Origin of the sequence: Sutcliffiella cohnii (genome assembly GCF_002250055.1) — a bacterium.
Lineage (GTDB): Bacteria > Bacillota > Bacilli > Bacillales > Bacillaceae_I > Sutcliffiella > Sutcliffiella cohnii.
Window position 1 is genome coordinate 2,763,177 of the sequence record NZ_CP018866.1, and the last position, 23,971, is coordinate 2,787,147.

Below are 23,971 nucleotides of genomic sequence, written 5' to 3' on the forward strand. Positions count from 1 at the left end.
ATGCGAAAAGGCAGGTTTCCCTGCCTTAAAAGTCATTTTAACATAATTAAGTCCATTTGGTCGAATGTTTCTAATGCCTCCATTAACTCATTGTTATATACACCTTCATACTGTACAACCTTCGTCATATATGGAGCTACATCTGTATATAAAATAAATGCTTGAGATATGATTAAAAATAAAAATTGAATAATAGCAAGTTTAATAAAAATGGACTCTACCTTTTCCAATTTTTTCACCCCTCTACAATGGTAGTATGAGTGAAAATGGAAAAAATATTCTAATAAAGTGATTTTCTTTTACTATTAATTTGTTGTTCAAAGCAATACTTAATTATAATATCTCTATCAGACTCTTTCATATTTAAAAATTGAATAGAAGCTCTTTTCCTTTTCTCATCAACACCATCAAACACTCTTATTACAGTTCCTTCTATTTTTAAATGAATGATTTCTCCAGAATTCATCGTAAAGGTAAACCATATTGTAATGTTGGAATCTCCTAGTAACTTTTTCCCAAGAGGAATATTAATTGAGCAGCCCCCGGCACTTATATCATGTGTTGTAGCTACAAACGGTGCTAATTGCTGTGGATGTATCGCTACATCTACACTATTCTCAATTCTAACATATTCTCGACGTTGAATTTTTTTAAATATTTGAACTTCAGGGCGCGTTATTTTAATTAATGGAATATTTTGTTTCACTCTACCTACAACAGTGGATGGAAATTCATAAACGTTTCCATCTTCCGCAACATAGGAAACTTCCATTTTTGTTCCGTTCAGTAAAAAAGCTGTTATTCCAGTTTTCATATGTATAGGGTAATCTACAAGAAGTTCTTCCGCTTTAACTATTTGAATTTTGCATCTATGTTCATCTATTTCCCTATCTTTTTTAACAGTTAAAGTTAGCACCATTCCCTCTTTAAACATTAAGATCATCATTCCTTCCCAGTAAACAGAGCAACCTCATTATATAGTTCGTTTTTCCTATAATTATAATTAAACACGCATATACCAAATTATGCAAGTAGTATAATCAACAATAAGTAGCAGTTAGAATAACAGATACATGTATACCTCTGTACAAAAAATAGCATCTCTCCATTGTTAAAAAAATTTCTATCTTGATAAGAGTCGAAAAAATATAAAAGGGAGGCTAGTAGGCCCCCCCAACAGTTTACATATCGTATGCTTGTTCAGCATTTTTCATTTTTACAACACTTTCTTCTCTTCCATTATCAGCATTAATAAAAATTTGATACGTGTCATTATTAATCGTTCCATAAAATTCATAGCAAAGTACTTCTTCGCCTAAATCACTAGTTATGATCGCCAGACCATCTTCCATAATATTAACTCTTTCGTTTATTTGTTGTCTTGCTTCTTCCTTGCTGATACTCGCATCTGGAATATCTCTTGTACGATGTGACATTAAATAGTCCTTAGCTGAAAATCCAACAATACTTCCATCATCTAAACTTACTTTCATACGAATAGCATCTGGATAAATTTTTACTCCTTCTACTTCGTTTACGAAAGTAAATGCTCCAGTATTATCATATTCTGCACTTTCATAGAGTGTAAATCCATTAAAATCGTGCTCTTCTAAAAACTGTTCCGCTTTATCTGAAGCTTCTTTTAAACTAATATTTGCCGACGGAATTTCCCTATTTTGAATAACGTATATAGGATATCCGCCTTTTTTCGTTATATCAATGTACGTATCCTTTTCTGTCTCATCAATGATGGTTAAACTATAAAATCCGACATTAGATCCTTCACCATTCTCTGTTACTTTTATTTGTTCATTCCCATTTAAACTTAGAAACTCTCTTGCTACTTCCTTTGCTTCTTCTTCCGTTATCGTTTCTCCTTCTAGGTACTGATAACTATCTTCTGTTTGCTTCATAGAAGTAAAGGTAGGTCCAAATTCCGCTTCTTCATAACTTGAAACATTTTGTTCTACTGTTTTAAAACCATTAATAATAGTATTGTCATGCGGTTGATTTTGTGCAGATAACGCGAGCTCTACGTCCATCCAGCGCAAATTGTTGTTGATAACCATATTTTGCACTTTACGGAGCTCCGACTGTATTTCAGCTGCTCTCGTATATAGTTTTTCTAAAGTATCATATTCGTCACTTGATAAAGGACTATCATTTAAATCTCTAACGGCTACCTCATAACTATAATCACCAATTTGATGAAGAAATTCTTCTGTTTTATTAAAAGGTAATAACGCTAACGGTAATTGACCTACATCATTTTGCGCTTCAGAACTTATTCTCCACACTTCTGCTAAAGAAGGAGATAATTGATCTCGAGAACTCATAGCTAACGTTGTGCCAATTTTATCGTGTAATAAATCGACATGGTACACTAAATCATGGAAAGCTCTTTGATAGTTATTCTCTGCGTTAATTAATACAGCATTTTTATCTTGATGCTCTTGATAACCCCAATATCCAGTACCAACTACTGCAATAGCCAATACAGCTATTATTACTAGTCGTAACATTTAGACACCACCCTCTTTAGTTACAGAAAACATGTTTTCCGATTCTCTTAATTTGCGGACGTCCCCAAATCCAACCACTTGTAGCTGTATCTGGGTTAAAATAATACGTTGCTCCTTCAGAAGGGTCCATACCATTTATCGCATCAAGCACTGCTCTTCTGGCTGTTTCGTTAGGTGTTAACCAAATTTGTCCATCTGCAACTGCTGTAAAAGCTAATGGTTCAAAAATAACACCAGATACTGTATTAGGAAATGTTGGACTGTTAAGTCGGTTTAAAATAACTGCCGCAACAGCTATTTGTCCTTCATAAGGCTCTCCTCTTGCTTCACCATATACTGCATTTGCCATTAATTGAATATCATTTTCGGAAAAACCGCCTGGCATGTTAGTAGCCATTGGAGTTTCTTCTGTTGGTGTTTCAGGTTCTTGCTCTTGTTCAGGTTGTTGCTGTTGCTGCTGTTGTTGCTGTTGTTGCTCTTGCTGTTGTTGCTGTTGTTGCTGTTGTTGCTGTTGTTGCTGTTGTTGCTCTTGCTGTTGTTGTTGCTGTCCTTCCGGTGCTTGTTCTTGTGTAGTTTGTGGCTTATCTTTTTGCCACTGTGCTTGGGCGCTTCTTTTAGCTTGTTCAATTTCTTCTGCTGTCGGATCTACTTGTTTATCTAAAGCCATTCCTCCGTAGTGTGTAAACCTTTTACCGGTACGTAATTGTTCATGTACCCAATCTTTATGATACTTTGTAGCACGAGTGAGCATTTCCTTTGTTTTCGGCCCTACTAAACCATCTACATCATCTAAACCAAATTCTTGTTGAAAGTTTTTAACTGACCAATACGTTGACCACCCATAAACTCCATCAATTGTTCCGTGATAAAAGCCGTTATATTGAAGACGAGCTTGTAATTCGATTACATCGTCTCCTCTCGCTCCCCTCTGAATGATTTGTTCAGAAAACGCTTCAACCTCACTAGCGTTAAACGAAATGAAACTTAAACCGAAAAGGAACAGGCATGAAAATATTGCTATACGTTTCACTTTCATTTCCTCCTTTTTCTTCTATAAACAATAAGTTAAAAGTATTTTTTGTAGAAGTTGGTATTTTATACATTGATGTACAGTTTTTATAAATTATCCTTTTTTTGAAATTGCTTGAAACATAGTAAAAGTATTAGTGTCTATTTGTTTAAATGGCATTTTATATGGTTTACTTTTATGTTTATAAAAAAGGACAAAATAAAAACACTTCTTGTTAATAGAAGTGTCAAATAGTATAACTTTTTCTTGCAACTCTTACTTTTTTAAGCCCAAGCCACCATAAAAATATCATAAATGGTAGCATGTAAAAACCCCACTGCTTCCCTGACATTAATATATAATCATAAAGACCATGTAGTACGATTGGAATAAACAAAGCAAGAGCAAGATAAACGATGGTTCTTTTCTTTTCTATCGCGAATTTTGCACAACCTAAGTAATACCCCATAATAATCCCAAATAGTGCATGACTTGATACCGGTAGAAGCGCTCGACCTAAAGCAAATTCAATACCATTTGCTAATAAATATAGAATATTTTCTGCAGTTGCAAACCCAAGGGATAATGCCATACCATATATTATACCGTCATAATGTTCGTCAAAATGGATGTGATGATAAATGATGTAAATAATAAAGAACCACTTAAAAAATTCTTCTAACATTGCTGTTACGAAAAAGGCTTGTATTATCGAGGATGTGATTTCTATTTCGATGGAAATAACATATTGGATGAACATAAGTGGAAAAACTAAAATTGCCCCAACGAAGAAAAGTTTAATAACATTACTTATAGGTTCCGTTTGAAATCGGTCTTTTAAATAAAAATATGTTAATAAGGCTATCCCTGGAGCAAAACCAGCCGAAATGATTGCGATCATATAACTGCCTCATTTTTATCTATTTTTTTTAATCGTAACATGTTATTGTATGTATGAAAACAGTTAAAAATTCTTTTTTAAAAAAATATTATGACATAAGGTGAGTTCAATGCAGAAGAAAATATTATTAATACACACTGGTGGAACAATTTCAATGCAAGAGGACGAAATAACTGGTACAGTGACACCTACTTCAACAAAACCTTTATTAGCATTTCCAGTTATCCAAGATGAAAATATAACAATTAAAGAGAGTGAATTATTTCATTTGCCTTCACCACATATTACACCTTCGCATATGCTACAACTCTCAAAGTACATAGACGAGCAAGTTCAGGAAGAGCAAATTGATGGGGTTGTTATTACGCACGGAACGGATACGCTAGAAGAAACAGCTTTTTTTCTTGATTTAACAGTAAAATCGGACATACCTATTGTATTAACTGGAGCTATGAGGTCCAGTAACGAGATTGGCTCTGATGGTCCATATAATTTACTTTCATCTATTAGAGTTGCATCCTCTGCTGAAGCAAAAGGGATGGGAGTTTTAGTTGTATTAAATGATGAAATTCATACTGCTAAAAATGCTACGAAAACCCATACAAGTAATATCGCTACTTTTCAAAGTCCTCAGTATGGTCCCGTTGGTATTGTAACGAAAAGAGGAATCGCTTTTCATCATCGACCAATTAGAAGTGATAAATACGAAATCGATTCTGTAAATAAAAACGTTACTTTGTTAAAAGCATATTCAGGTATGGACTCATCCGTTTTTAATGCCTTTAAGAACGTTGATGGTTTAGTAATCGAAGCACTAGGACAAGGTAACATGCCACCAGCCACATTGGAAGGTATTAAAGAATTGTTAAAAGAAAAGATACCAATCGTATTAGTCTCAAGATGTTTTAACGGCATTGTTCAAGATACGTACGGATATGATGGAGGCGGAAAGCAGTTAAAAGAACTTGGAGTCATATTCTCTAACGGACTAAATGGCCAAAAAGCACGTTTAAAATTATTAGTTGCCCTACAAACTACGAACGAACCAGTATATTTACAAGAATCATTTTTAAAATAAGTATTAACTTAAAAAGGGAACAGTTAACTGTTCCCTTGTCTACCTCTCTTCACTTGCAATATGTTTTGCAATCATATCACCGTGAAATCTACCATTTTCAATAAATATCTCATTCGCATTATTTCCAGCAGCAATTACACCAGCAATAAATATTCCTTGAACATTCGTTTCCATCGTATGTACATTGAAATGAGGTCTTCCAGTTTCCTCCTCAATTTGAACACCCATTTTCGTTAGAAAGCTATGGTCAGGATGATAACCTATCATTGCAAAAACAAAGTCATTTTTAATTGTAGCTCTTTCACCTTTTTCACCTTCATATACAACTTCCGTTTCCGTTATTTTCACTACATGCGAGTTAAATTTCATAGAAATTGTACCATTCTTAACTAGTGAATCAAACTCTGGAAGTATCCACGGTTTTACGCTCGGAGAATATTCACTACCTCTATAAATAACAGTAACCCTAGCCCCAGCTTTAACTAGTTCTAAACTAGCGTCAACACTTGAGTTTTTCCCACCAATAACAACAACATCTCGGTCAAAATAAGGATGCGCTTCTTTAAAATAATGAGATACTTTTTCAAGCTCTTCACCTTCTATATTTAAAAGGTTTGGATTGTCATAATAACCAGTAGCTATAATTACATATTTACTTTCGTATAGTCCTTTCGTTGTTTCTACTTGAAACGTTTGTGAAGAGACTTTTTTCACAGTAAGTACACGTTCAAAAGGATGAACTCGAATATCTTTTCGCCTTACCACTTCTCGATAGTAAGTAAGTGCCTGATTTCGAACTGGTTTTCTATTTTCTGTAATAAAGGCTACATCGCCAATTTCTAATTTTTCACTAGTGCTGAAAAAGGTTTGGTGTGTAGGATAGTTGTAGATTGCATTCACAATATTACCTTTTTCAATTACTAACGGTTGAATCCCCTCTTTTTGCAGAGCAATGGCGGCTGCTAAACCACACGGACCTCCCCCGATTATAATCACCATTTCTTTATTCAAACTTCTCACTCCTAACATAAGGGACTTTTTATATACCTTCCCTTTTTATACAACTTTTCGCTTTGAAGCTACAGTATTTTACTTAATGCATAAAAAACCCCTACCAATCATGATAGGGGATGTTCTTTTTGTATGCAAATTTTTTATATCCATCCTCTGAATCTTGATGCCTCTGCCATTTTTCTTGCTCCAACCATGTACGCTGAAAGCCTCATATCAACACGTCGATTTTGCGCTGTATCGTATACTGCATTAAATGATTTTACCATTACTTTTTCTAACTTTTCCTCGACTTCTTCTTCTGACCAATAGTAACCTTGGTTATTCTGTACCCATTCAAAATAGGAAACGGTTACACCGCCTGCACTAGCTAATACGTCTGGAACTAATAGAATGCCACGATCAGTTAGTATTTGAGTTGCTTCATTCGTTGTAGGACCATTAGCAGCTTCTACTACAATTTTAGCACGAATATTATGAGCATTTTCTTCCGTGATTTGATTTTCAATTGCTGCTGGTACTAAAATATCACAATCTAATTCTAGCAATTCTTTATTTGTAATGGTATTATTAAACAACTTCGTTACAGTTCCAAAGCTGTCACGACGATCTAATAAATAGTCGATATCTAAACCGTTCGGATCATGTAGGGCACCGTATGCATCAGAAATACCAATAACTTTAGCACCTGCATCGTGCATGAATTTCGATAAGAAGCTACCCGCATTCCCAAAGCCTTGAACTACAACACGCGCTCCTTCTAAATTGATACCACGTTTTTTCGCAGCTTCGCGAATACAAATCGTTACACCTTTAGCAGTTGCAGATTCACGACCGTGAGAGCCACCAAGTACTAACGGTTTCCCAGTAATAAATCCTGGTGAGTTAAATTCATCAATACGGCTATATTCATCCATCATCCAAGCCATAATTTGAGAATTTGTAAATACGTCTGGTGCAGGGATATCTTTTGTTGGACCTACTACTTGGCTAATTGCTCGAACATATCCACGACTTAATCTTTCTAATTCACGAAAAGACATTTCACGAGGGTCACAAATAATACCACCTTTACCCCCACCATAAGGTAAATCAACGATTCCACATTTTAAACTCATCCAAATTGATAAAGCTTTTACTTCTTTTTCAGTAACGTTCGGGTGGAAGCGAATTCCACCTTTTGTCGGACCAACAGCGTCATTATGTTGAGCACGATACCCGGTGAAAATTTTCACAGATCCGTCATCCATACGAACAGGTATTTTAACTGTGATCATACGTAAAGGTTCTTTTAAAAGTTCATAAACTTCCTCAGGATATCCCAATTTTTCTAAAGCTTTATGTATCACAACTTGTGTAGATTTTAAAACATCAAGCTTCGTATCTTGTTTTTCTGTTTTTTCGCTGCTATTTTCGGCCACCATTAGTAAACCTCCTAGATTGTTCCCTTTAAAGTAATTATTATATTTGTAGTGCTTTCATGACATAGTATACACCTTCTAATTTTTTATGCAAGATAGAAGATAACATTTTCTTTAAAATTGTAAGCCTTTACAAAAAGGCTCCTTTTTATTATATTTCCCTTAATAATAAAACTTATTTTTATCGTTATTTTTTAATAATTGGCATAAATCTAATTATAATAAAAGTATGATTTGAAAAATGATTTTCTTTAACGTAAAGGTATATAAATTTGTAAAAGTATCCACCTTTTATGTAAAAACAGCTTTCTCTAGAGAGGAAGCTGTTAAGTATGAAAATATTTATTTAGTTGGCTTAAGGCATTACTACCCATTATTTCTTTTCCGTACTCTTGAATACGATGAATAGTAATCATTGACGGTTCTCCGTATTCAGAAAGTACTGCTATCACTGTATCCATATCAACATGACTTACATGCTCTTGATTCAACAATAAATAATAGAGATTATTATAATTATAAAAAGCACCATCAACTATTTTTAGGGGATATATTCGTTTAGCTAGTTGAATTATATCTTCCACTGTTTGGAATTCATATAGTATCTCGATAGTTTCATCAACAGTTACTTGCATTTCAATATAGTCGTCATTAAATTCTTCATCTTCCATTTCTTCATTAGCTGTAACGATTATTACCATCCCTTGAGCCTGTAATGAATAAACTTCAACTGCTAACGATCCGCTAACATGAAACCCTAATTCTTCACTTGCCTCATCAATCATATCTCTAAACAGCTGATGAACTTTATGCGTATCATGCCTCATATCCTCTTTAGTTAAACCTCGATCGGTTAGATCGTCTAAAGTGAGGAATATCTTAATTTTGTTTTGGTTAATTCGTTCCAGCCGCATGAATGACTCCTCCCAACATCCACAATGCCGTGCTTTCTACAGTTTATGAAATAACCGCTATGTTGGTTCTAGTTTCAAATAAATTGTACAAGGTACACTCCGTTTGGCTAGATAGTCATTTCTTTTCCTGGTAATAAGTAGTGGTTATTTAAATGGATTAGTATGGTTGGGTTCTTCTATTGATAATGTGTAGTTAGTGTTTTCCTCTTCATAAAAAGTTTGGATTTCTGTTTTTATATAACAAAAAAAAGAGACATATGCCCCTTTTCTAATCCGTGCCTTTAATTGTTATTAGATGTGTTTCTGATTTTGCTCCCAGCCTTAACGGTACTCCTGTTGTTCCGTAACCGTTACTTACGAGTAATGTAGTGTGCTCCAAATGGTGAACTTTACCTAATTCATATGGCCCGTAACCAAACAACCTAATTTGCCCACCATGTGTATGGCCTGCTAACACTAAAGAAATATTTTCTTTCGTTGTGAATTTTGACACAATCGGCGGTTCGTGGGCTATTAATAGCTTGAATGAATTTTTTTCAGCTTCCTTTAATGCTACATTAAGTCGATCTCGTTCTTGAGAGAGATCATCGACACCTAATATTGATATTATTTCACCGTTTTCTGATTCAAAATTTATTGCTGTATTATCTAAAATCTTTACATTAAGTGAGAGTAGTAACGAATCTAAATAATGGTAGTCTACTTCGTAATCATTATTTCCCCAAACGAAGTATACAGGACCAATTTTTTGTAGATTTTTCACATTTTCCTCCACCCTTGAAAATGGAACTCCTTTTTCTAATAAATCTCCACCTATAATTACCGCATCAACAGGAGCTTTTACTTGCACAATTAATTTATCATCTATCACTCTCTTATGTATATCTGAAATAAAAAACAGTTGGAGCGGACGAAACGAAGAAGGATAATTTACAAAGGAAAAGCTATTGAATATTACGTTATTTTCATGTGCTAATCTATACATATATACTAGTAAAACTATACCTACAATCATTAAACATATTAGAATTCCGATTATCCAAAAATACAATTACACTTCTCCTCCGGCACGTTTTCTACTATCTTTTACCATTAAATAAAAATAAAAGTAAGTAAAACAGACAATAAATACTGTTTCCCAAAATCCAATAATAAACAAAAATACAATACATAATATACTTATAATCCGAAATAATAAAAGGTCTAACTTTCTGTTTTTTATTCCTAAAAATGGTAACTTATTAACTATTTCGAATATGATATTTGCATAAAAAGTGAAACTAATTAAAAAGCATAGTAAGATTGTTAACAGTTTGGAAGGGCTAAATATAAACTGTGTTAAAATTTCTGTTAGTTCATCATTTCGCGGTACTGCCCCTATGTAAATGTAACCACATATTGTTGCAATTATAAGCTTTACACTATTTTTTTTCAACAAAGTATATCACCCCTACCTTCCACTATATGTATTGATTAGGTAGGCGATGATTACTTCATTTTGATTCATGATATAAATTTATATCAAACTCTTTCTTCATCATTTCAAATACTTCGTGACGGCTTTTCCATTCTTCTTTCTGCTTCCAGTAATCATCACTTCTTTTTACCGTTTCTTTTCGTAGATCTTGATATTCTTTTTCGGCCTTGTCCTTTTTATATAATAAATATTTCACCATCCCAATTTGAAAACCGATAAACATGACAATATAAAAATGAATTTCTCTATCAAAGAAATAAGAAAAAGCAATGGAGTAGCTACTAACGCCGCTTATAACAAAATAATAAATATATACTATAAATAGTCCAACACTCAATAATGTAGCACTTCGCCACATCAATTCTCTTTTTTTAAACTTCTCAAATTTTCGCTTTTTGTCCACTAATAGTTGTAATGTTTGTTTTGTTGCTTTATCTGTATAATCATTTAAATTTTGAATAACAGGCTCCATATTATTACCTACTTTCTTTCATTATTTCTCTACTTAAAATTTATTCGCCTGTCCAATTTTTATGATAACAATACCGAATTTCAGTAATGGCATTTCTTTAAACATTGATTGAGATTATGCGTTTTATAGTTAGTCCGTTTCACTTACTTCTGTTCTAAATATTGAAATGCAGAATCTTAATCCTGTTCAAAACAGAAGTCTATTTTTCATTTTCACTTTTTTGCAAAATTCACTCGCATGGATGTCTCCTCTGAAAACAAGATTAAAAGAACAAAAGCGCAGGCGCTTCGTTCAGGCCCGTACAAACTGGACTGTTACGGTTGTGATATAGGAAACACGGCGACGGAGGAGCCGGTGTTGACTTATCGTACTTCGGATAAGGGAAGTTTGATAGGGCCTAAGCGCCGGAGCTAAACACAAAAGCGGAGGCGGCTCGTTCTGGCCCGACAAGAAAGGTGCGGCGCTGCAGGTGGACGCTCTTTGTCCACCGGAAGCGACTGACTTATGTCTCGAGGGCCAAGCCGCCGGAGCTAGACGTAGCAACACAAAGTTAGTAGTTATCCACAGCTTTCCACTTTTATAATTTCCTAAACGAAGCACAAAAAATAGGTGGGAACGTCCCACCTATTTTAGTACCTACTCTTTTTTAATTGGTATTTTTAACACTTGGCCTTCTTTTATATCGTTATTAATTAGTCCATTATAATCTCGGATAATTTTTTCTCCATGTCTGCCGTTATAATATTTCATCGAAATACGATATAAAGTTTCTTCTTTTTCAACAGTATGATATTTAATTTCTACATTGTCTTCAATTTTTTGTCGGTCAATAACCTTTTCTTCTTTTTTCGGCTCTGCTTCAGATTTCGGATCTTTCGTATTATTATTCGAGTTGTTTCCACTGTCTTTCGGATTGCTTATCGAACTATCAGTCTGTTTATCTACTATAACAACTTCCTCATCCTTTTCTTCATCCTTTTTATCTTCTTGTGAAGGTTGGCTCGTTGGCTTACTAATTTGAATTTGTTCTGCCATTCGATTTTCCGTTGGAAGTATTTTAGAAAGGATGGAATTCCCTTTTTGTTGCTGTGTAACCGCAAGTATTACAATTGGTATTAATAAAAATGAAATAAAAACTAATCTGACGATAGGATAATGTATTTTCCATTTTGTTTTTTTCTTCTTATCAGCATGAACCTTACTTCGAGGTGGATATGCCTTTTTTATTTTTGCCTTATCTCGTAACTCTGAAGCTTGATCCTTCGTTTCCTTTTTCTTATCCATTAGAACCACCCCCATTATTATTTAATTTATTCTTTATATAATCGCTTCGAATTTTTAACGCCAGTAATAAATCGATAATAAAATGGGCCCAAATCGTAACGAAAAGGCTTCCTGTTATTTCATACACATATCCAAGTAAAAAACTTAAAACTACGACAGAAACTAACAACAACCAAACTTTTAAATACCGAACATGTAAGAGCGCAAATAAAATACTAGCAAACAATAATCCAAAATGTGTTTGAATGACACCCCTAAACAAAAATTCTTCTGCCACTGCAATTATAAACGTTAACAAAATAATGTGTGGTACACTTCTCCGTTGGAACATTTTTTCATTTATGCCACCATCGTCAAATAAGCTCTTCGGTACATACTTCATCAAAAAAAGATCAATGAAAACAACGGCTAACCCTATAATAGAACCAATAACAAAGATGTCATATATATTTATTATCCAAATGGATAAAAAATCACTCCATCCGTCAAATAAGAAAAATGCTAAAACAATTCCTATCAATAGAAAAAGAAATTGCGAAAAGTATAAATGTTTGATTAGCTCTTTGTCTGTCATTTGTTTAACTAATTCAGCTTGTTTGTTATTCATTTTGAGTTTCCTTTTCAAATAAGTACGTTAGTCTATCACGCCAATTAAAAGTTTGTTTTTCACTCTTTTCCTTTTCTTGAATCTTATAATCGGTAATGTTTATTCCACAAATATCACAGCATGGAGTAGCAGCAAAATGTGAGCTATCTTGAAAATATTCGAGTAATGCTTTTCTTCTACACTCTATTTGTCGAATCCAGGATAAGAAATAATTTAGTTTATTTTGTTTTAAAATGTTTCTTCCGTCAATCTTTTTTTTCAAGCTTTCAAGAAGTTTTAGTCCATTATCTTTACCGATTGTTCCTTCCACTTCAATAAAACTTGTAATATGATAACCAAGAAAGCGCCAATAAACTTCTTTAATATTCATTTCTTCTACAAAAAATGTTTCCATGTCTTTCGTTAATGTTGAAATGCTTCCCCATAATGTAAAGATTTGCTTCAAAACAAATTGTACAGTCGCCTCATCAGGTAGTTCATTTTGAATGATTAATTGCGGCAAGTATTGATCTTCTTCCGTATGAAGAAGAATTGCAATACTTTTTTCACCATCCCTTCCGGCTCTACCAATCTCCTGAACATACGATTCCATTTGTGTTGGTATATGATAATGGATAACAAAACGAATATTTTGCTTATTCACTCCCATCCCAAAAGCACTCGTACTACATATTATCGATATGTTTCCTAACAAAAATTGTTGCTGAATTAATATTCTTTGTTCTTGTGGGATGCCAGCATGATAAAACTCTACACCAGCAATACCATTTTCTTGAAGAAATAATGCCATTTCTTCCGCTTTTGTTCTACTCGAAAAATAAATGATGCCTGGCCCTTGTAAAGTTTGACAATAGTTTAACAATTGACTATCTTTATGAGAATCATTTTCGCACGCTTCTACTTGAATAGCTATGTTAGGGCGATCAACTGAATATATATGTTCCTTTGGGTTTTGTAACTGTAGTATATGTTTTATATCTTTTATTACTTCCTCCGTAGCGGTTGCAGTAAGAGCTAAACAAGGTGGACTGCCTAATTGCTCACGGATTAACCCAAGCTTTAAATAATCTGTTCGAAAATCATGACCCCATTGCGACACACAATGAGCCTCATCTACTACAAAAAGAGCAATTTTTAATTGAAGTAATTTTTTTTGCCATAACGTGGATTGTAGCATTTCTGGAGAAATAAAAATATACTTAACATTTAAAGAATGCTTTAATAACCTTTCTCTTTCTTGAAAAGTTAAAAATGAATTAATTGCAATTACATCCTTGAGACCATTTGATCTCATTTGTTGAACTTGATCTTCCATAAGGCTTAATAGTGGAGAAACGATTATAATAGTACCGTCCAAAATAAAACCAGGTAGTTGATAGCATAAAGATTTTCCACCACCAGTAGGTAGCAGTGCAAGAACATCGTTTTCTGAGACCACGTCCTTTATTATTGCTTCTTGACCTGGACGAAAGTTAGCGTATCCAACTTTATCTTTTACTAGTTCTAGTAAGTTCAACATTATCACCCATTCTGCTTAAAACCAATCTTATTTGGAAATATGAAATATCATCTTTGTTAATCGCTTCTTTTATCTTCTTAAGTTGCTTTGTACGTAGATGATACATTTTTTCTTGTATTTCCCTCACTTGTTCTTCGTTTATAAACGGAGCGATCGAGAATTCTGGGAAATTCATTGTAATTTCAACGATATGATCTTCAATAGTACTCTCTTTTAAATTTCGTATTACCGCGATTTCTTCAATTGTATAATTTTTTTGAATAAGTTGCATCGTTGTTTGTGTAGTTTTTGTTAATTGTGTCATTGGTGAAATAAGATCGTTACATATACTTGATAGCACAGGAAATTTACTTGGTTCAGCCTTTAGTGTATGTAAAATAGAATGTATACAAGCTTGAAAAAGGATTGAAGCCCAAATTGAGTCTATATTCCACTTTCTAGCTGCTTGTTGAATTGTATTTCCTGCAGTACTATAACCCGATAATTGTATAACAAATAAATTAGCTTGTAATTGTGGTTGATTTTTTAATATTAATTCTGTTTCAACTTTTAGTTTTTGAGCTAATTCTTCCTTACTCCACATTTTTAAAAATTGTTTTACAAATAATTGAATTTCAAAATCATATTGAATAGGAATAAAATTTCCGTTCCCGCGAATTAAATTTGATATCGTTTGTGTAATTAGCGTATATCGCTTCCAAAAGATCATCCATTTATCACGATATTCCCAGCCGTTTAAAGAATGTGGTAGCGGATTGGCTTTTATCCACTCATTTAAAATGTTCACACCTTTTTCCGTAACACTGTAACGTTCTTCACTTTGATTAATAAAATTATGATATAGGAGATAGTTAACTGCTTCTTGAAGATCTTCTCTTGCAACTGTTGGAAAAATACCAAATAACGGATACAAAGTATATAGTTTGGCATCTTGAATTGTTTGGGAAGATTTTTTTCCTTTTAGTAAATGATATATAGCAGAGATAGATCTTTCTCCATGAAAACGATGGATACAATATAAAATAACAAATAAAAAAGTATTCATATTGAAAATTTCAACACCTTTATCCAATAAGTCGGATTATAATTTCATTTCCTATAACACCATTCTATCAAAAAAATAATCTTTTTTGGACGTAGTTGTATGGTTGTACCGGTATTAATTAGCAAAAACCCTTATTTGATAAGCATTCTCAATACTTTTCTATTGAAAAGTTTATAAAAGAGTTTTACAATGTTTATGAGAATACGTTTCCAAATATTATTTGGATCCATTATACAGTGAAAACTTTGGGAGGTTTATTTTTCATGGCAAAATACACAATTGTAGACAAAGAAACTTGTATCGCATGTGGTGCTTGTGGCGCTGCTGCTCCAGACATTTATGATTACGACGATGAAGGCATTGCATTCGTAACATTAGACGATAACCAAGGAATTGTTGAAATTCCAGAAGTATTGGAAGAAGATATGATGGACGCATTTGAAGGTTGTCCTACTGATTCTATTAAAATTGCTGATGAGCCATTTGATGGTGACGCGTTAAAATTTGAATAGTATAAGTAAACGGGAATGTCCTAAAAGTCAGTAGAAACTGACTTTTAGGACTTTTTTGTTCCCTACCCTTATAATGATTTAAAAATTCAATTAGTAGTAAGTGTAAAATTTTCTATGAGTATAGATTAGATTGTGGTTTATGAAAAGAATACAAACAAAACAGTGGAGAAACGATTCGTTTTCCCACTGTTTTATGATTTATTGAATTATTGGTCAATCCTGCATTTCTTAAGATGAAACAGGTTTAACATACATCTCTTTCGTTAGCCAGTGAGATAATTTTTTATATAGTAAAGCAAAAATAACTCCTACTAGTATGCCTTTAATAATGTTAAATGGCAGTACTCCATATACAATTGATTGGATAACAATGGAGGAAGGTTCAGCTGGCCACCCCATAAAAATAGTGTATGCAGGTAAAAAGACAAAGTAGTTTAGAATACTCATAAAAACAGCCATTGAGAATGTTCCAGCTACAAGTCCTACCGCCAACCCTTTCATTGACCGTACCTTATTAAATACAAAATATGTCGGTAACACAAATAATACTCCTGCAGTAAAATTAGCGAATTGTCCAATTGGAATACCCGTCATACTTCCTTGCGCTAAATAGTTTAAAAGATTTTTTATTGCAATAACAGTAATACCGGCAACTGGGCCGAAAATAAATGAAGCAATTATAGCCGGAATATCACTAAAATCTACAGACAAATATGCTGGTAGCGGTGGAATCGGAAAACTTAAAAACATTAACACATAAGCAATTCCACTTAACATTCCAATTAAGACAAACTTCTTTACTGATTTTTCTCTCTTCACGTTGTTTCTCTCCCTCTCATCAAGACCCATCTCGATTGAAAAGGAAGTTCAAAGCACCTGAGTATCATTTACATTCCATTTTTTCTCCAAAATAAAAACCCATTTATTGTGAAAATAAATGGGAGACGAACTCAAATAGACGTACAAGCATTTCTTTTTGCACGCTTTGAACCTCCATCTTCTCCCATCCAGACTATACTGTCGGTTTTGGAATCTCACCAAATCAGCCCTTTTACAGGCTCACGGACTAAGAGTTAACAACATTAACTCAACACCGCCGGTCGGGAATTACACCCTGCCCCGAAGATGAATCGTATTATATTTTAAAATACAATACTAATATACTATAATAATGCTAAAATAGGAAGGAAGAAGACTTGAGCTATTTATTTTATGTTTATTTTATTTTCAATATTTGATTTGGATAAAGGAATTCATGTGATAAATCATTTAAAGCAACTAGAAAGTCTACCTCTACATCCAATGAATCCGCAATATCTTCTATTGTTTCTCCGCTTTGTACCACATAAGTATCCTCATCATAAATAAAGATTTCTTGTCCAGGAAAGATAAGGTCGCTCTTTAGATCATTCCATTCCATAATGGAAGCAACTGTAACTTGCTCGACTTGTGCAATATCCCAAAGTGTATCATTTTTCTTAATGGTAATTGTTTTTTTAATTTTTTGCTGTTTTACTTCCTCAAATTCTATTAATTTCTTATCTTGCATCGTCCATGGTGAGAATAATATCTTTCTTTCCCTTTCATCTGTTTCTTGCTCTAATACAAAATAATCCAACGGGTTTACCGCATTCGTTCTACTGCTGTTCCATTCTCCGTTATGTAACTCAAAATGCAAATGAGGTCCTGTTGAATTGCCTGTAGAGCCAACCGTTCCAATTATTTCACCTTTTTTTACTTCAGTCCCTTCAACAACAAATCTTTTATGCAAATGAGCATATAATGTTTCTAATCCGTTTTCATGTTTCACCATAATAACATTACCATATGAACCTCTATAGCCTGAAAAATACACGATCCCATCATTAGCGGCCATTATAGCGGTACCAGTAGGAGCAGCAATATCCACTCCTTTATGTGTTCCACCTCTTGTACCAAAGTAATCAGTAAACCTACCCTCGTCTAATTGTAAGGGCCACTGCCAAGTCTTTATATCTCTAAGTACATTATGTTCTGTTTCTGCTTTCACACTTGTTCCACCGATAAACAATAGAAAGATACAAAGTGCCATTACTATGACGACCGCCAAGCGTTCTATTAAATTATTCATAATGTCCTCCTACAATAAAGAAAGTTGTTAGATGATATGTACGCTTGGTCTAAAATATGACAGGCTTTCGTTTAATTGTGTCAAAAATACTACTTTTACAACACAATGATTTCCATAATCGTAAAATGTAGGAATAAAAAAGTAGCAAACCAAGGTTGGTTTGCTACTTTTTTTAGTTCATAGGATTTGCAGCTAATGGTACCGAAAGTGGAACATTTAAACGAATCGAACCAATCATATCAGCGTTAGGATAATTAAATTGTATTTGCTCGAATCCAAAGTCTCTCGCCGTTAACATTAATGCTTGGAGAGCTGTTGAATGTTCTTCTGTATTTTCTAATGCAAGGCTATTATCAAAAGAAATAGTTACCATTTCTTCATCATTGGTTATCACTTGGTCTACTCTCATATTAGCTGGAATCGATGGAAATACGTAATTAATATTCGGTATTTGGCTCATCGCCTCTACCGCCTCTTGCATAGACTGAAATTCTTCTTTTGAGGCGACTAACAAGCTTTTGCTAACATCATCATTTCTTTGAAATTTAAAATATGCTACTCGCTTAAACGTATCAATCAAATCAAATTCTTTAACATCGTTACCTATTTCAACTCCAGCTTTACCCTCATTTAAATATTCTACTTCAGTAAAGTTGTGCCATCTAAACGTTTCTTGTACCTCTTGGAAAAAAGCGTTCATCTGTGTAGAAGAGTATGCCCGATGTCCTGCATTCATCTCCATAATGACTCTATCATTACCGTCAGTAGCCGTACCTTGAGAGAAAGTAATATTATCATTTAACATTGTATTCATCAGTCCAAATGAAGGTAAATCAATTAAATTTCCTAATTCTTGTCGTAATTCGTTAAATGCTTCTATATACGTTCTATTATTTTTTTGAACAACAAAAGAAAGCGGTAATGTTAGTGGATCATCGGTTCCTTCTAACTCAGCGGAAACGGCCAAAGTAATTACATATTCTTCTGACTGACTAACAGTCGTTACTACATAATTCGGAAAATCATTCGTTGATTGAACGTCAAAAGATTCGTTTTCACTATTTTCTTTATAGTCCGTTACATTAAACGATTCTTCCTCTACAGCGATATCAGCACTACTATCATCAGCATACATCTCCATTGATCCTCCTCTATCTTGAGGGGCATCAAAGGCACTGTTACTATTACTATCCATTTTTTGAAACGTGAAAGGAGAAATGATTGCAAAAAGGAGAATCGCCGCAATTAAAGCTACGCTAGGCATCCAGTTAATACGACGTTTCGGTGAAGTTTCTACCTTTTGCTGAATATTTGCATATATCTCTTCCGCTGAACGCTCATCCGTCATTTTTGGTAATTGATTAAATAACTTCTCCATTTGCTCATCGTCCGTTTTACGATGCATTACTATTTCCCCCTTTCTCCTCTAATTCTTCCATATGGGCTTTTAAGGCTTTAACCGCACGGTGCTGAGTTGTTTTTACTTTACTTTCAGACCAACCTAACACTTGCGCAGTTTCTTGAATAGAGAGAGCTTGAATGTAACGGAGAATAAGAACAATTCGGTGATCCATCTTACATTTATCTAAGCAACGATACAACAATTGAACCTGTTCATTTTTCACAGCTACTTCTTCCGGTAATGGTGCAACATCTTTCACTTGTTGCTTATTCCAATCAAACGTTTCAAGAAGTTTGTTTTTCCATCCCTTTTGTTTTCGAAATGAATCAATAGCTACATGTTTAGCTATCGAAAATAGCCATGTTTTTTCACTACTTTTCCCTTCAAATCGGTCGTATGAGCGTAGAACTTTTATATAAACTTCTTGAACGAGGTCTTCCGCTTGTTCTTTATTTTTCACCATATAAAATAAAAATTGATAGACGTCTTGGTGATATTTTTCATAGAGCTCTTGAAAAACGGCATGCATTCTAAACCCTCCGTTCAATACATTAGTCGAAACTTTTCGTACAAAGTTACATTACAAATATATTACAAAATATTACGAATGACTAGATTTTTTTTAGTACTTTTTGGAAAACTTAAGAAGGCTTTAATAAGATATTTTAAAAGAGCAATAGTTTGGCTTTTTAAAAATTTAAAAAAGAAGCCATAATATATGACTTCTTTTTATATATACTATATAACTAATTTCTAATTATATCTACTGTTTATTATACGATTGCACCATAAACGAAGCTTCTCTTTTTATGATCGGGGATAGAATAGGATATAACACTATAAAGAATACGATATTTCCAATTGCATGATTAAAGTCAAACGGTAATCCCGCTAAGTAATACGGCCAAAACAATTTACCTATAATCAGGCGTTCTAGCGACATGATCAAACCAAAGAGCATGCCGCAAAATCCAGCGTACGTTGCAAGTAACCATATGGGCAATTTCTTAAATTTCATCCCAATGAGACCTGAAAGTACTCCAATTATGGACCACGCAATTATTTGAAGTAACGTCCAAGTACCACTACCTAAAAATAAGTTAGAAACAAATGCTGTTCCAGCAGCAAGTATGATACCGTTTTGAGGCCCCATCAAAAGGCAGCAAATAATAATGATTGCTGTAACAGGCTGTACATTAGGAACCGAGGAAAACACCATTCTACCTACTACACATAACGCTATTAATAAGCCTAATAAAGCAATTTTTCTTGTGCTCATTAGCCTTCATACTTTGAATAGTTAAATTCAATAACATCGCCATCTTTTAACACATATTCGTTTGCGCCAACTAAGACTTCTTCATTATTTGCTGTATAAATCCAAAAGTAATTATTCTCGTAATCCGATTCAATACCGTTAATTCCTACAATAAATGCACCACTATCGTCTGTTGTTAATTCAAAGTGCTCATGCATTACATCCATCAGTGTTTCTCCTTCTTCAAACTGCAATGCCTCTTCACTTATTACTTCTTCCCCGTTATCTTTTACTAATTTAATCGTTACTTTGTTTACTTCTTCATTTTGTTCTACTCCAGCATTTGCGTTGTTATTTGTATTATTTGTGTTGTCTGCTGCACACCCCGTCACAATAAGAGATATTGCAACTAATAAACTAATCCAAATTTTTTTCATCACGTAATTCCCATCCTTTTATATATTATGAAAAAAAATAAATAGCTCATCCTTAAAGGATGAGCTATAAAACGACAACAATGAGGAATTCACCTTCTGCAGCAGGTTCAATACCATATTGTCGTTTCAGCTACTCATACCCCGAAGCTTCGAAACTTGTAAGTTCATTGGCAGGTCTACTGACTTATGCTTCTTCCTACTTTGAGCCTTCCCGTATGACGAACTCTCATTCCATACATACAGTGGTTACCTCATTTCGTCCACATTTACAGTTGCGGGGACAGTTTTGGATTCGCACCAAATTCCCTTTTAAGCCACAGTGTGACACCAATTTACTTATAATTATTAAGTTTATGAATACAGTACCATCTTACACAAAGAAGTATAAAATGACAAGAAAAATTGTTTCATAATAAACAAGATTATTCGGTACAACTTAACAAATTATTGCACAGTTCGTGGAATAACGAGAGAAAATGTCGTTCCCTCATTTAGTTTAGAATGTACACCTATTGAGCCGTTATGTGACTCTATTATATTTTTAACAATCGACAATCCTAAACCTGTTCCAGATCTACCTCTAGTTCTAGCCTTGTCCGCTTTATAGAAGCGTTCAAATACAAATGGTATATCTTCTTCTGGTATGCCTTGTCCAGTATCTTGTACATCTACTTTCATTCCAAGCTCTCCAAGCTCAACTCGAATCGTGATACTACCACCTGAATCTGTGTGACGTAGTGCATTATCAATTAAGTTAGTAAAAACTTGTTCCATTTTATCTACATCAAAATCAACTAGCGTGTCCCCAATTATTTCTGAATGAAGATCTACCATTTTCTCTTTAGCAAGACCATGAAACTTTCGAATCATTTTATCAAAAAACTCTTCCACTTCAACTTGTTCCCTGTTCACGGTGCTATGTCCAGACTCTAATCTAGCTAAATCAAGTAGGTCATTTACTAACCTCCCCATACGAAGTGACTCATCATAAATAACGGAGGCAAGTTCTTTCTTTTCTTCTTCGCTACCAGCAATATCATCCACTATTGCTTCACTATATCCTTGAAGCATTGAAATTGGCGTACGTAACTCGTGAGAAACGTTAGCGATAAATCCTTCTCTTAATTTATCTAAACGTCTTTCTTCCGTCATATCACGAATGACAGCTACTGCACCACGCACGTGGGTATTATTATATAAAGGACTCATGACGATTACCCAAGTTCTCCCCTGGTAGGTAAGTTCCATACTTTGCTCTCTTTCAAAGTTGACGACCCGTTGAAACATCTCTTTTATTTCATGAGGTAATTGTTCCCGCGTATCACTACCTTCTTGGTAAAACCATGCTTGCAAGAAACGTTCAGCAGGCGGATTCGTTATTAATATTGTCCCATCACGATTTAGCGTTATTACTCCATCTGCCATACTACTTAATATGTTTGCCAAATGTTCTTTTTCTTGATTAAGTGCATTTAAGTTAAACTTTAATTGTCTTCCCATTTGATTAAACGCCATCGCAAGTTCACCGATTTCATCATACGTTAAGATCGGAACTTTCGTGTCAAACTTACCTCTCGCTACTTCAAAAGCAGCCTCCCTCATTTTCCTTAATGGCGAGGTTACTCTTGATATTAAGAAAAACGCAAAAATGGTTGTAAGGAAAATAGCAATCCCCGCGGATATTAAAATAAGTTGTGTTGTTTGGTTCGTCGTTTCTTTAATCGCTGTTAACGATTGGTACATATAAACTGCGCCATCTTCTACACCATCAATATGAAGTGGGGTACCAACAATCATCATTTCTCCAAAAGCTTCTGATTCAGAATCTAAATCGGGTGAGTATGATTTTTTCGTTACAATTGTATGATCAAGGAAAACTTGGGAAAGTTCCTCATCTTCTCGGAAAAATTCGCTAGGTAAAACAGCATCTGTCTCATCTGTTGGGGAATGCCAGTAATGATCCTTGTCTGAAAAAATAATTACTCGAGAAACATCATCCGCAAGTTGCCAAGCAATTGATTTTGCCAGTTCAAAATCTTCATGTTCCTCTACAATCATCGATATTTTTCTACCTAACTGTGTTAATTCTCTTTCCGCCTCATTTACATGGTAGTTCTCGAAAAACTCTAATAACAATATTGTTAAAATAAATAATACAAACGTAAAAAGAAGTAAAATGGTAAGCCAAAGCTTACCTACAACACTTTTCCAAATCATGACTCATTGCCAGCCTCAAACTTATAACCTACACCCCAAACTGTAACAATCATTTTTGCTGCATGTTCGGATACTTTATTTAATTTTTCTCTTAACCTCTTTACATGAGTATCTACTGTACGTAAATCACCAAAGAACTCATATTGCCAAACTTCCTTTAATAGTTGCTCTCGATCAAAAACTTTGTCCGGTGATTTTGCTAAAAAATATAAAAGCTCGTACTCTTTAGGGGTTAAGTTAACATCTTTTCCGTCAGCACTTACTCTATGTGCATCATTATCTATTGTTAAATGAGGGTATACAATAATATCTTTTGAAGATGTTTCTGTATTTAAAAAGCTTGTTGATGACGCGCGGCGTAAAAGCGCTTTAACTCTAAGCACTACCTCACGTGGGCTGAACGGTTTAACGATATAATCGTCCGTACCAACTTCAAAACCTTGAACACGATTTGCTTCTTCTCCTTTAGCAGTTAACATAATTACTGGTGTTGCTTTTTTCTCTCGCAATTCTTTACAAACTTCCATGCCGTCCATTCCTGGCATCATAAGGTCTAGTAATATAACGTCATAATCATTCTCTAAAGCTAACGATAATGCGTCCTCACCATTATCTGCTTCTTCGATTACATAATTTTCTCTTTCTAGATACATTTTCAAAAGTCGACGAATTCGTTCTTCATCATCGACTACTAATATTTTATACTCTTGTTCCATCTTTCCATCCTCCTAATTTTCATACTAGTTCCGTATCATTAAGTACTCTTTCCTATTGT

The 23,971-nt window shown here is 34.1% G+C and carries 25 protein-coding genes and 2 riboswitches; of the genes, 2 read left to right on the top strand and 23 right to left on the bottom strand.

Going from position 1 to position 23,971, the window contains the following annotated elements; all coding sequences use genetic code 11:
• Nucleotides 1-32 precede the first annotated feature (32 nt).
• From BC6307_RS13755 to prsW, 5 genes are all read right to left on the bottom strand, one after another.
• The gene (locus BC6307_RS13755; RefSeq protein ID WP_066420195.1) at nt 33-230 is read right to left on the bottom strand and encodes a YpfB family protein; all 198 of its coding nucleotides are present in this window, start codon (nt 228-230) and stop codon (nt 33-35) included.
• 50 nt (nt 231-280) lie between these two features.
• Entirely contained in the window at nt 281-946 is a 666-nt protein-coding gene (locus tag BC6307_RS13760) for a flagellar brake protein (protein ID WP_084380675.1), read from the bottom strand.
• A gap of 235 nt (nt 947-1,181) precedes the next feature.
• Nucleotides 1,182-2,522, bottom strand: a complete 1,341-nt coding sequence (gene ypeB, locus BC6307_RS13765; protein WP_066420197.1) for a germination protein YpeB — start codon at nt 2,520-2,522, stop codon at nt 1,182-1,184.
• 16 nt (nt 2,523-2,538) lie between these two features.
• On the bottom strand, nt 2,539-3,558 hold the full coding sequence (gene sleB / locus BC6307_RS13770; RefSeq protein WP_066420199.1) for a spore cortex-lytic enzyme: 1,020 nt from the start codon (nt 3,556-3,558) through the stop codon (nt 2,539-2,541).
• Nucleotides 3,559-3,778: 220 nt separating this feature from the next.
• Complete coding sequence (gene prsW / locus BC6307_RS13775; RefSeq protein ID WP_066420200.1) at nt 3,779-4,432, bottom strand: glutamic-type intramembrane protease PrsW; 654 nt, start codon at nt 4,430-4,432, stop codon at nt 3,779-3,781.
• Nucleotides 4,433-4,541: 109 nt separating this feature from the next.
• Here prsW and BC6307_RS13780 point away from each other — a divergent pair, with 109 nt between their 5' ends.
• A complete protein-coding gene (locus tag BC6307_RS13780) occupies nt 4,542-5,510 on the top strand; it encodes an asparaginase (RefSeq protein ID WP_066420202.1) in 969 nt (322 codons plus the stop codon).
• A gap of 39 nt (nt 5,511-5,549) precedes the next feature.
• Here BC6307_RS13780 and BC6307_RS13785 read toward each other — a convergent pair whose 3' ends face one another.
• The 10 genes from BC6307_RS13785 to BC6307_RS13830 form a co-directional block, all read right to left on the bottom strand.
• Nucleotides 5,550-6,521 (bottom strand): YpdA family putative bacillithiol disulfide reductase, encoded by a 972-nt coding sequence (locus BC6307_RS13785; RefSeq protein ID WP_066420204.1) that lies wholly within the window; start codon nt 6,519-6,521, stop codon nt 5,550-5,552.
• A gap of 143 nt (nt 6,522-6,664) precedes the next feature.
• The gene (locus BC6307_RS13790; protein WP_066420206.1) at nt 6,665-7,945 is read right to left on the bottom strand and encodes a Glu/Leu/Phe/Val family dehydrogenase; all 1,281 of its coding nucleotides are present in this window, start codon (nt 7,943-7,945) and stop codon (nt 6,665-6,667) included.
• A gap of 323 nt (nt 7,946-8,268) precedes the next feature.
• Nucleotides 8,269-8,856, bottom strand: coding sequence for a genetic competence negative regulator (locus BC6307_RS13795; protein WP_066420207.1), 588 nt, complete (start codon nt 8,854-8,856; stop codon nt 8,269-8,271).
• Nucleotides 8,857-9,124: 268 nt separating this feature from the next.
• A complete protein-coding gene (locus BC6307_RS13800; RefSeq protein ID WP_305791248.1) occupies nt 9,125-9,907 on the bottom strand; it encodes a metallophosphoesterase in 783 nt (260 codons plus the stop codon).
• Nucleotides 9,908-10,294, bottom strand: coding sequence for a hypothetical protein (locus BC6307_RS13805; protein WP_066420209.1), 387 nt, complete (start codon nt 10,292-10,294; stop codon nt 9,908-9,910). It lies immediately after the preceding gene.
• A gap of 55 nt (nt 10,295-10,349) precedes the next feature.
• A complete protein-coding gene (locus BC6307_RS13810) occupies nt 10,350-10,805 on the bottom strand; it encodes a DUF2663 family protein (RefSeq protein ID WP_066420211.1) in 456 nt (151 codons plus the stop codon).
• 636 nt (nt 10,806-11,441) lie between these two features.
• Nucleotides 11,442-12,089 carry a LysM peptidoglycan-binding domain-containing protein gene (locus BC6307_RS13815; protein WP_066418543.1) on the bottom strand — a complete coding sequence of 216 codons (648 nt, stop codon included), beginning with the start codon at nt 12,087-12,089 and terminating at the stop codon, nt 11,442-11,444.
• Entirely contained in the window at nt 12,082-12,696 is a 615-nt protein-coding gene (locus tag BC6307_RS13820; protein ID WP_066418546.1) for a CPBP family intramembrane glutamic endopeptidase, read from the bottom strand. The genes BC6307_RS13815 and BC6307_RS13820 overlap by 8 nt, the downstream gene beginning before the upstream one ends.
• Nucleotides 12,689-14,215, bottom strand: a complete 1,527-nt coding sequence (locus BC6307_RS13825) for a RecQ family ATP-dependent DNA helicase (protein WP_094366133.1) — start codon at nt 14,213-14,215, stop codon at nt 12,689-12,691. Before BC6307_RS13825 ends, BC6307_RS13820 begins: the two co-directional genes overlap by 8 nt.
• Nucleotides 14,184-15,260: a YpbB family protein gene (locus BC6307_RS13830; RefSeq protein WP_066418548.1), complete on the bottom strand. Its 1,077-nt coding sequence runs from the start codon at nt 15,258-15,260 to the stop codon at nt 14,184-14,186. The genes BC6307_RS13825 and BC6307_RS13830 overlap by 32 nt, the downstream gene beginning before the upstream one ends.
• A gap of 263 nt (nt 15,261-15,523) precedes the next feature.
• Here BC6307_RS13830 and BC6307_RS13835 point away from each other — a divergent pair, with 263 nt between their 5' ends.
• A complete protein-coding gene (locus tag BC6307_RS13835) occupies nt 15,524-15,772 on the top strand; it encodes a ferredoxin (protein ID WP_066418550.1) in 249 nt (82 codons plus the stop codon).
• 228 nt (nt 15,773-16,000) lie between these two features.
• Here BC6307_RS13835 and BC6307_RS13840 read toward each other — a convergent pair whose 3' ends face one another.
• The 8 genes from BC6307_RS13840 to BC6307_RS13875 form a co-directional block, all read right to left on the bottom strand.
• Nucleotides 16,001-16,591 carry an ECF transporter S component gene (locus BC6307_RS13840; protein WP_268874281.1) on the bottom strand — a complete coding sequence of 197 codons (591 nt, stop codon included), beginning with the start codon at nt 16,589-16,591 and terminating at the stop codon, nt 16,001-16,003.
• 172 nt (nt 16,592-16,763) lie between these two features.
• Nucleotides 16,764-16,903: riboswitch (FMN riboswitch) on the bottom strand.
• A gap of 85 nt (nt 16,904-16,988) precedes the next feature.
• On the bottom strand, nt 16,989-17,882 hold the full coding sequence (locus BC6307_RS13845; protein ID WP_066418554.1) for a M23 family metallopeptidase: 894 nt from the start codon (nt 17,880-17,882) through the stop codon (nt 16,989-16,991).
• 172 nt (nt 17,883-18,054) lie between these two features.
• Nucleotides 18,055-19,287, bottom strand: a complete 1,233-nt coding sequence (locus tag BC6307_RS13850; RefSeq protein WP_066418557.1) for a GerMN domain-containing protein — start codon at nt 19,285-19,287, stop codon at nt 18,055-18,057.
• Nucleotides 19,277-19,813 carry an RNA polymerase sigma factor SigX gene (gene sigX, locus BC6307_RS13855; protein WP_066418562.1) on the bottom strand — a complete coding sequence of 179 codons (537 nt, stop codon included), beginning with the start codon at nt 19,811-19,813 and terminating at the stop codon, nt 19,277-19,279. The genes BC6307_RS13850 and sigX overlap by 11 nt, the downstream gene beginning before the upstream one ends.
• A gap of 234 nt (nt 19,814-20,047) precedes the next feature.
• On the bottom strand, nt 20,048-20,563 hold the full coding sequence (locus tag BC6307_RS13860; protein WP_066418563.1) for an ECF transporter S component: 516 nt from the start codon (nt 20,561-20,563) through the stop codon (nt 20,048-20,050).
• Nucleotides 20,563-20,979 (bottom strand): DUF4430 domain-containing protein, encoded by a 417-nt coding sequence (locus BC6307_RS13865; RefSeq protein ID WP_235858210.1) that lies wholly within the window; start codon nt 20,977-20,979, stop codon nt 20,563-20,565. The genes BC6307_RS13860 and BC6307_RS13865 overlap by 1 nt, the downstream gene beginning before the upstream one ends.
• A 152-nt stretch (nt 20,980-21,131) precedes the next feature.
• A riboswitch (cobalamin riboswitch) is annotated at nt 21,132-21,326 on the bottom strand.
• A 97-nt stretch (nt 21,327-21,423) separates the two neighbouring features.
• Nucleotides 21,424-23,196 (bottom strand): ATP-binding protein, encoded by a 1,773-nt coding sequence (locus tag BC6307_RS13870; RefSeq protein WP_066418570.1) that lies wholly within the window; start codon nt 23,194-23,196, stop codon nt 21,424-21,426.
• Entirely contained in the window at nt 23,193-23,912 is a 720-nt protein-coding gene (locus BC6307_RS13875) for a response regulator transcription factor (RefSeq protein ID WP_066418572.1), read from the bottom strand. The genes BC6307_RS13870 and BC6307_RS13875 overlap by 4 nt, the downstream gene beginning before the upstream one ends.
• Between the last annotated feature and the right edge of the window lie 59 nt (nt 23,913-23,971).

Coding starts and splice junctions, on each gene's coding strand:
- BC6307_RS13760 (WP_084380675.1), bottom strand. CDS start 946: ATGATGATCTTAATGTTTAAAGAGGGAATGGTGCTAACTTTAACTGTT.
- ypeB (WP_066420197.1), bottom strand. CDS start 2,522: ATGTTACGACTAGTAATAATAGCTGTATTGGCTATTGCAGTAGTTGGT.
- sleB (WP_066420199.1), bottom strand. CDS start 3,558: ATGAAAGTGAAACGTATAGCAATATTTTCATGCCTGTTCCTTTTCGGT.
- prsW (WP_066420200.1), bottom strand. CDS start 4,432: ATGATCGCAATCATTTCGGCTGGTTTTGCTCCAGGGATAGCCTTATTA.
- BC6307_RS13780 (WP_066420202.1), top strand. CDS start 4,542: ATGCAGAAGAAAATATTATTAATACACACTGGTGGAACAATTTCAATG.
- BC6307_RS13790 (WP_066420206.1), bottom strand. CDS start 7,945: ATGGTGGCCGAAAATAGCAGCGAAAAAACAGAAAAACAAGATACGAAG.
- BC6307_RS13795 (WP_066420207.1), bottom strand. CDS start 8,856: ATGCGGCTGGAACGAATTAACCAAAACAAAATTAAGATATTCCTCACT.
- BC6307_RS13810 (WP_066420211.1), bottom strand. CDS start 10,805: ATGGAGCCTGTTATTCAAAATTTAAATGATTATACAGATAAAGCAACA.
- BC6307_RS13815 (WP_066418543.1), bottom strand. CDS start 12,089: ATGGATAAGAAAAAGGAAACGAAGGATCAAGCTTCAGAGTTACGAGAT.
- BC6307_RS13820 (WP_066418546.1), bottom strand. CDS start 12,696: ATGAATAACAAACAAGCTGAATTAGTTAAACAAATGACAGACAAAGAG.
- BC6307_RS13825 (WP_094366133.1), bottom strand. CDS start 14,215: ATGTTGAACTTACTAGAACTAGTAAAAGATAAAGTTGGATACGCTAAC.
- BC6307_RS13830 (WP_066418548.1), bottom strand. CDS start 15,260: ATGAATACTTTTTTATTTGTTATTTTATATTGTATCCATCGTTTTCAT.
- BC6307_RS13835 (WP_066418550.1), top strand. CDS start 15,524: ATGGCAAAATACACAATTGTAGACAAAGAAACTTGTATCGCATGTGGT.
- BC6307_RS13845 (WP_066418554.1), bottom strand. CDS start 17,882: ATGAATAATTTAATAGAACGCTTGGCGGTCGTCATAGTAATGGCACTT.
- BC6307_RS13850 (WP_066418557.1), bottom strand. CDS start 19,287: ATGCATCGTAAAACGGACGATGAGCAAATGGAGAAGTTATTTAATCAA.
- sigX (WP_066418562.1), bottom strand. CDS start 19,813: ATGCATGCCGTTTTTCAAGAGCTCTATGAAAAATATCACCAAGACGTC.
- BC6307_RS13860 (WP_066418563.1), bottom strand. CDS start 20,563: ATGAGCACAAGAAAAATTGCTTTATTAGGCTTATTAATAGCGTTATGT.
- BC6307_RS13865 (WP_235858210.1), bottom strand. CDS start 20,979: ATGAAAAAAATTTGGATTAGTTTATTAGTTGCAATATCTCTTATTGTG.
- BC6307_RS13870 (WP_066418570.1), bottom strand. CDS start 23,196: ATGATTTGGAAAAGTGTTGTAGGTAAGCTTTGGCTTACCATTTTACTT.
- BC6307_RS13875 (WP_066418572.1), bottom strand. CDS start 23,912: ATGGAACAAGAGTATAAAATATTAGTAGTCGATGATGAAGAACGAATT.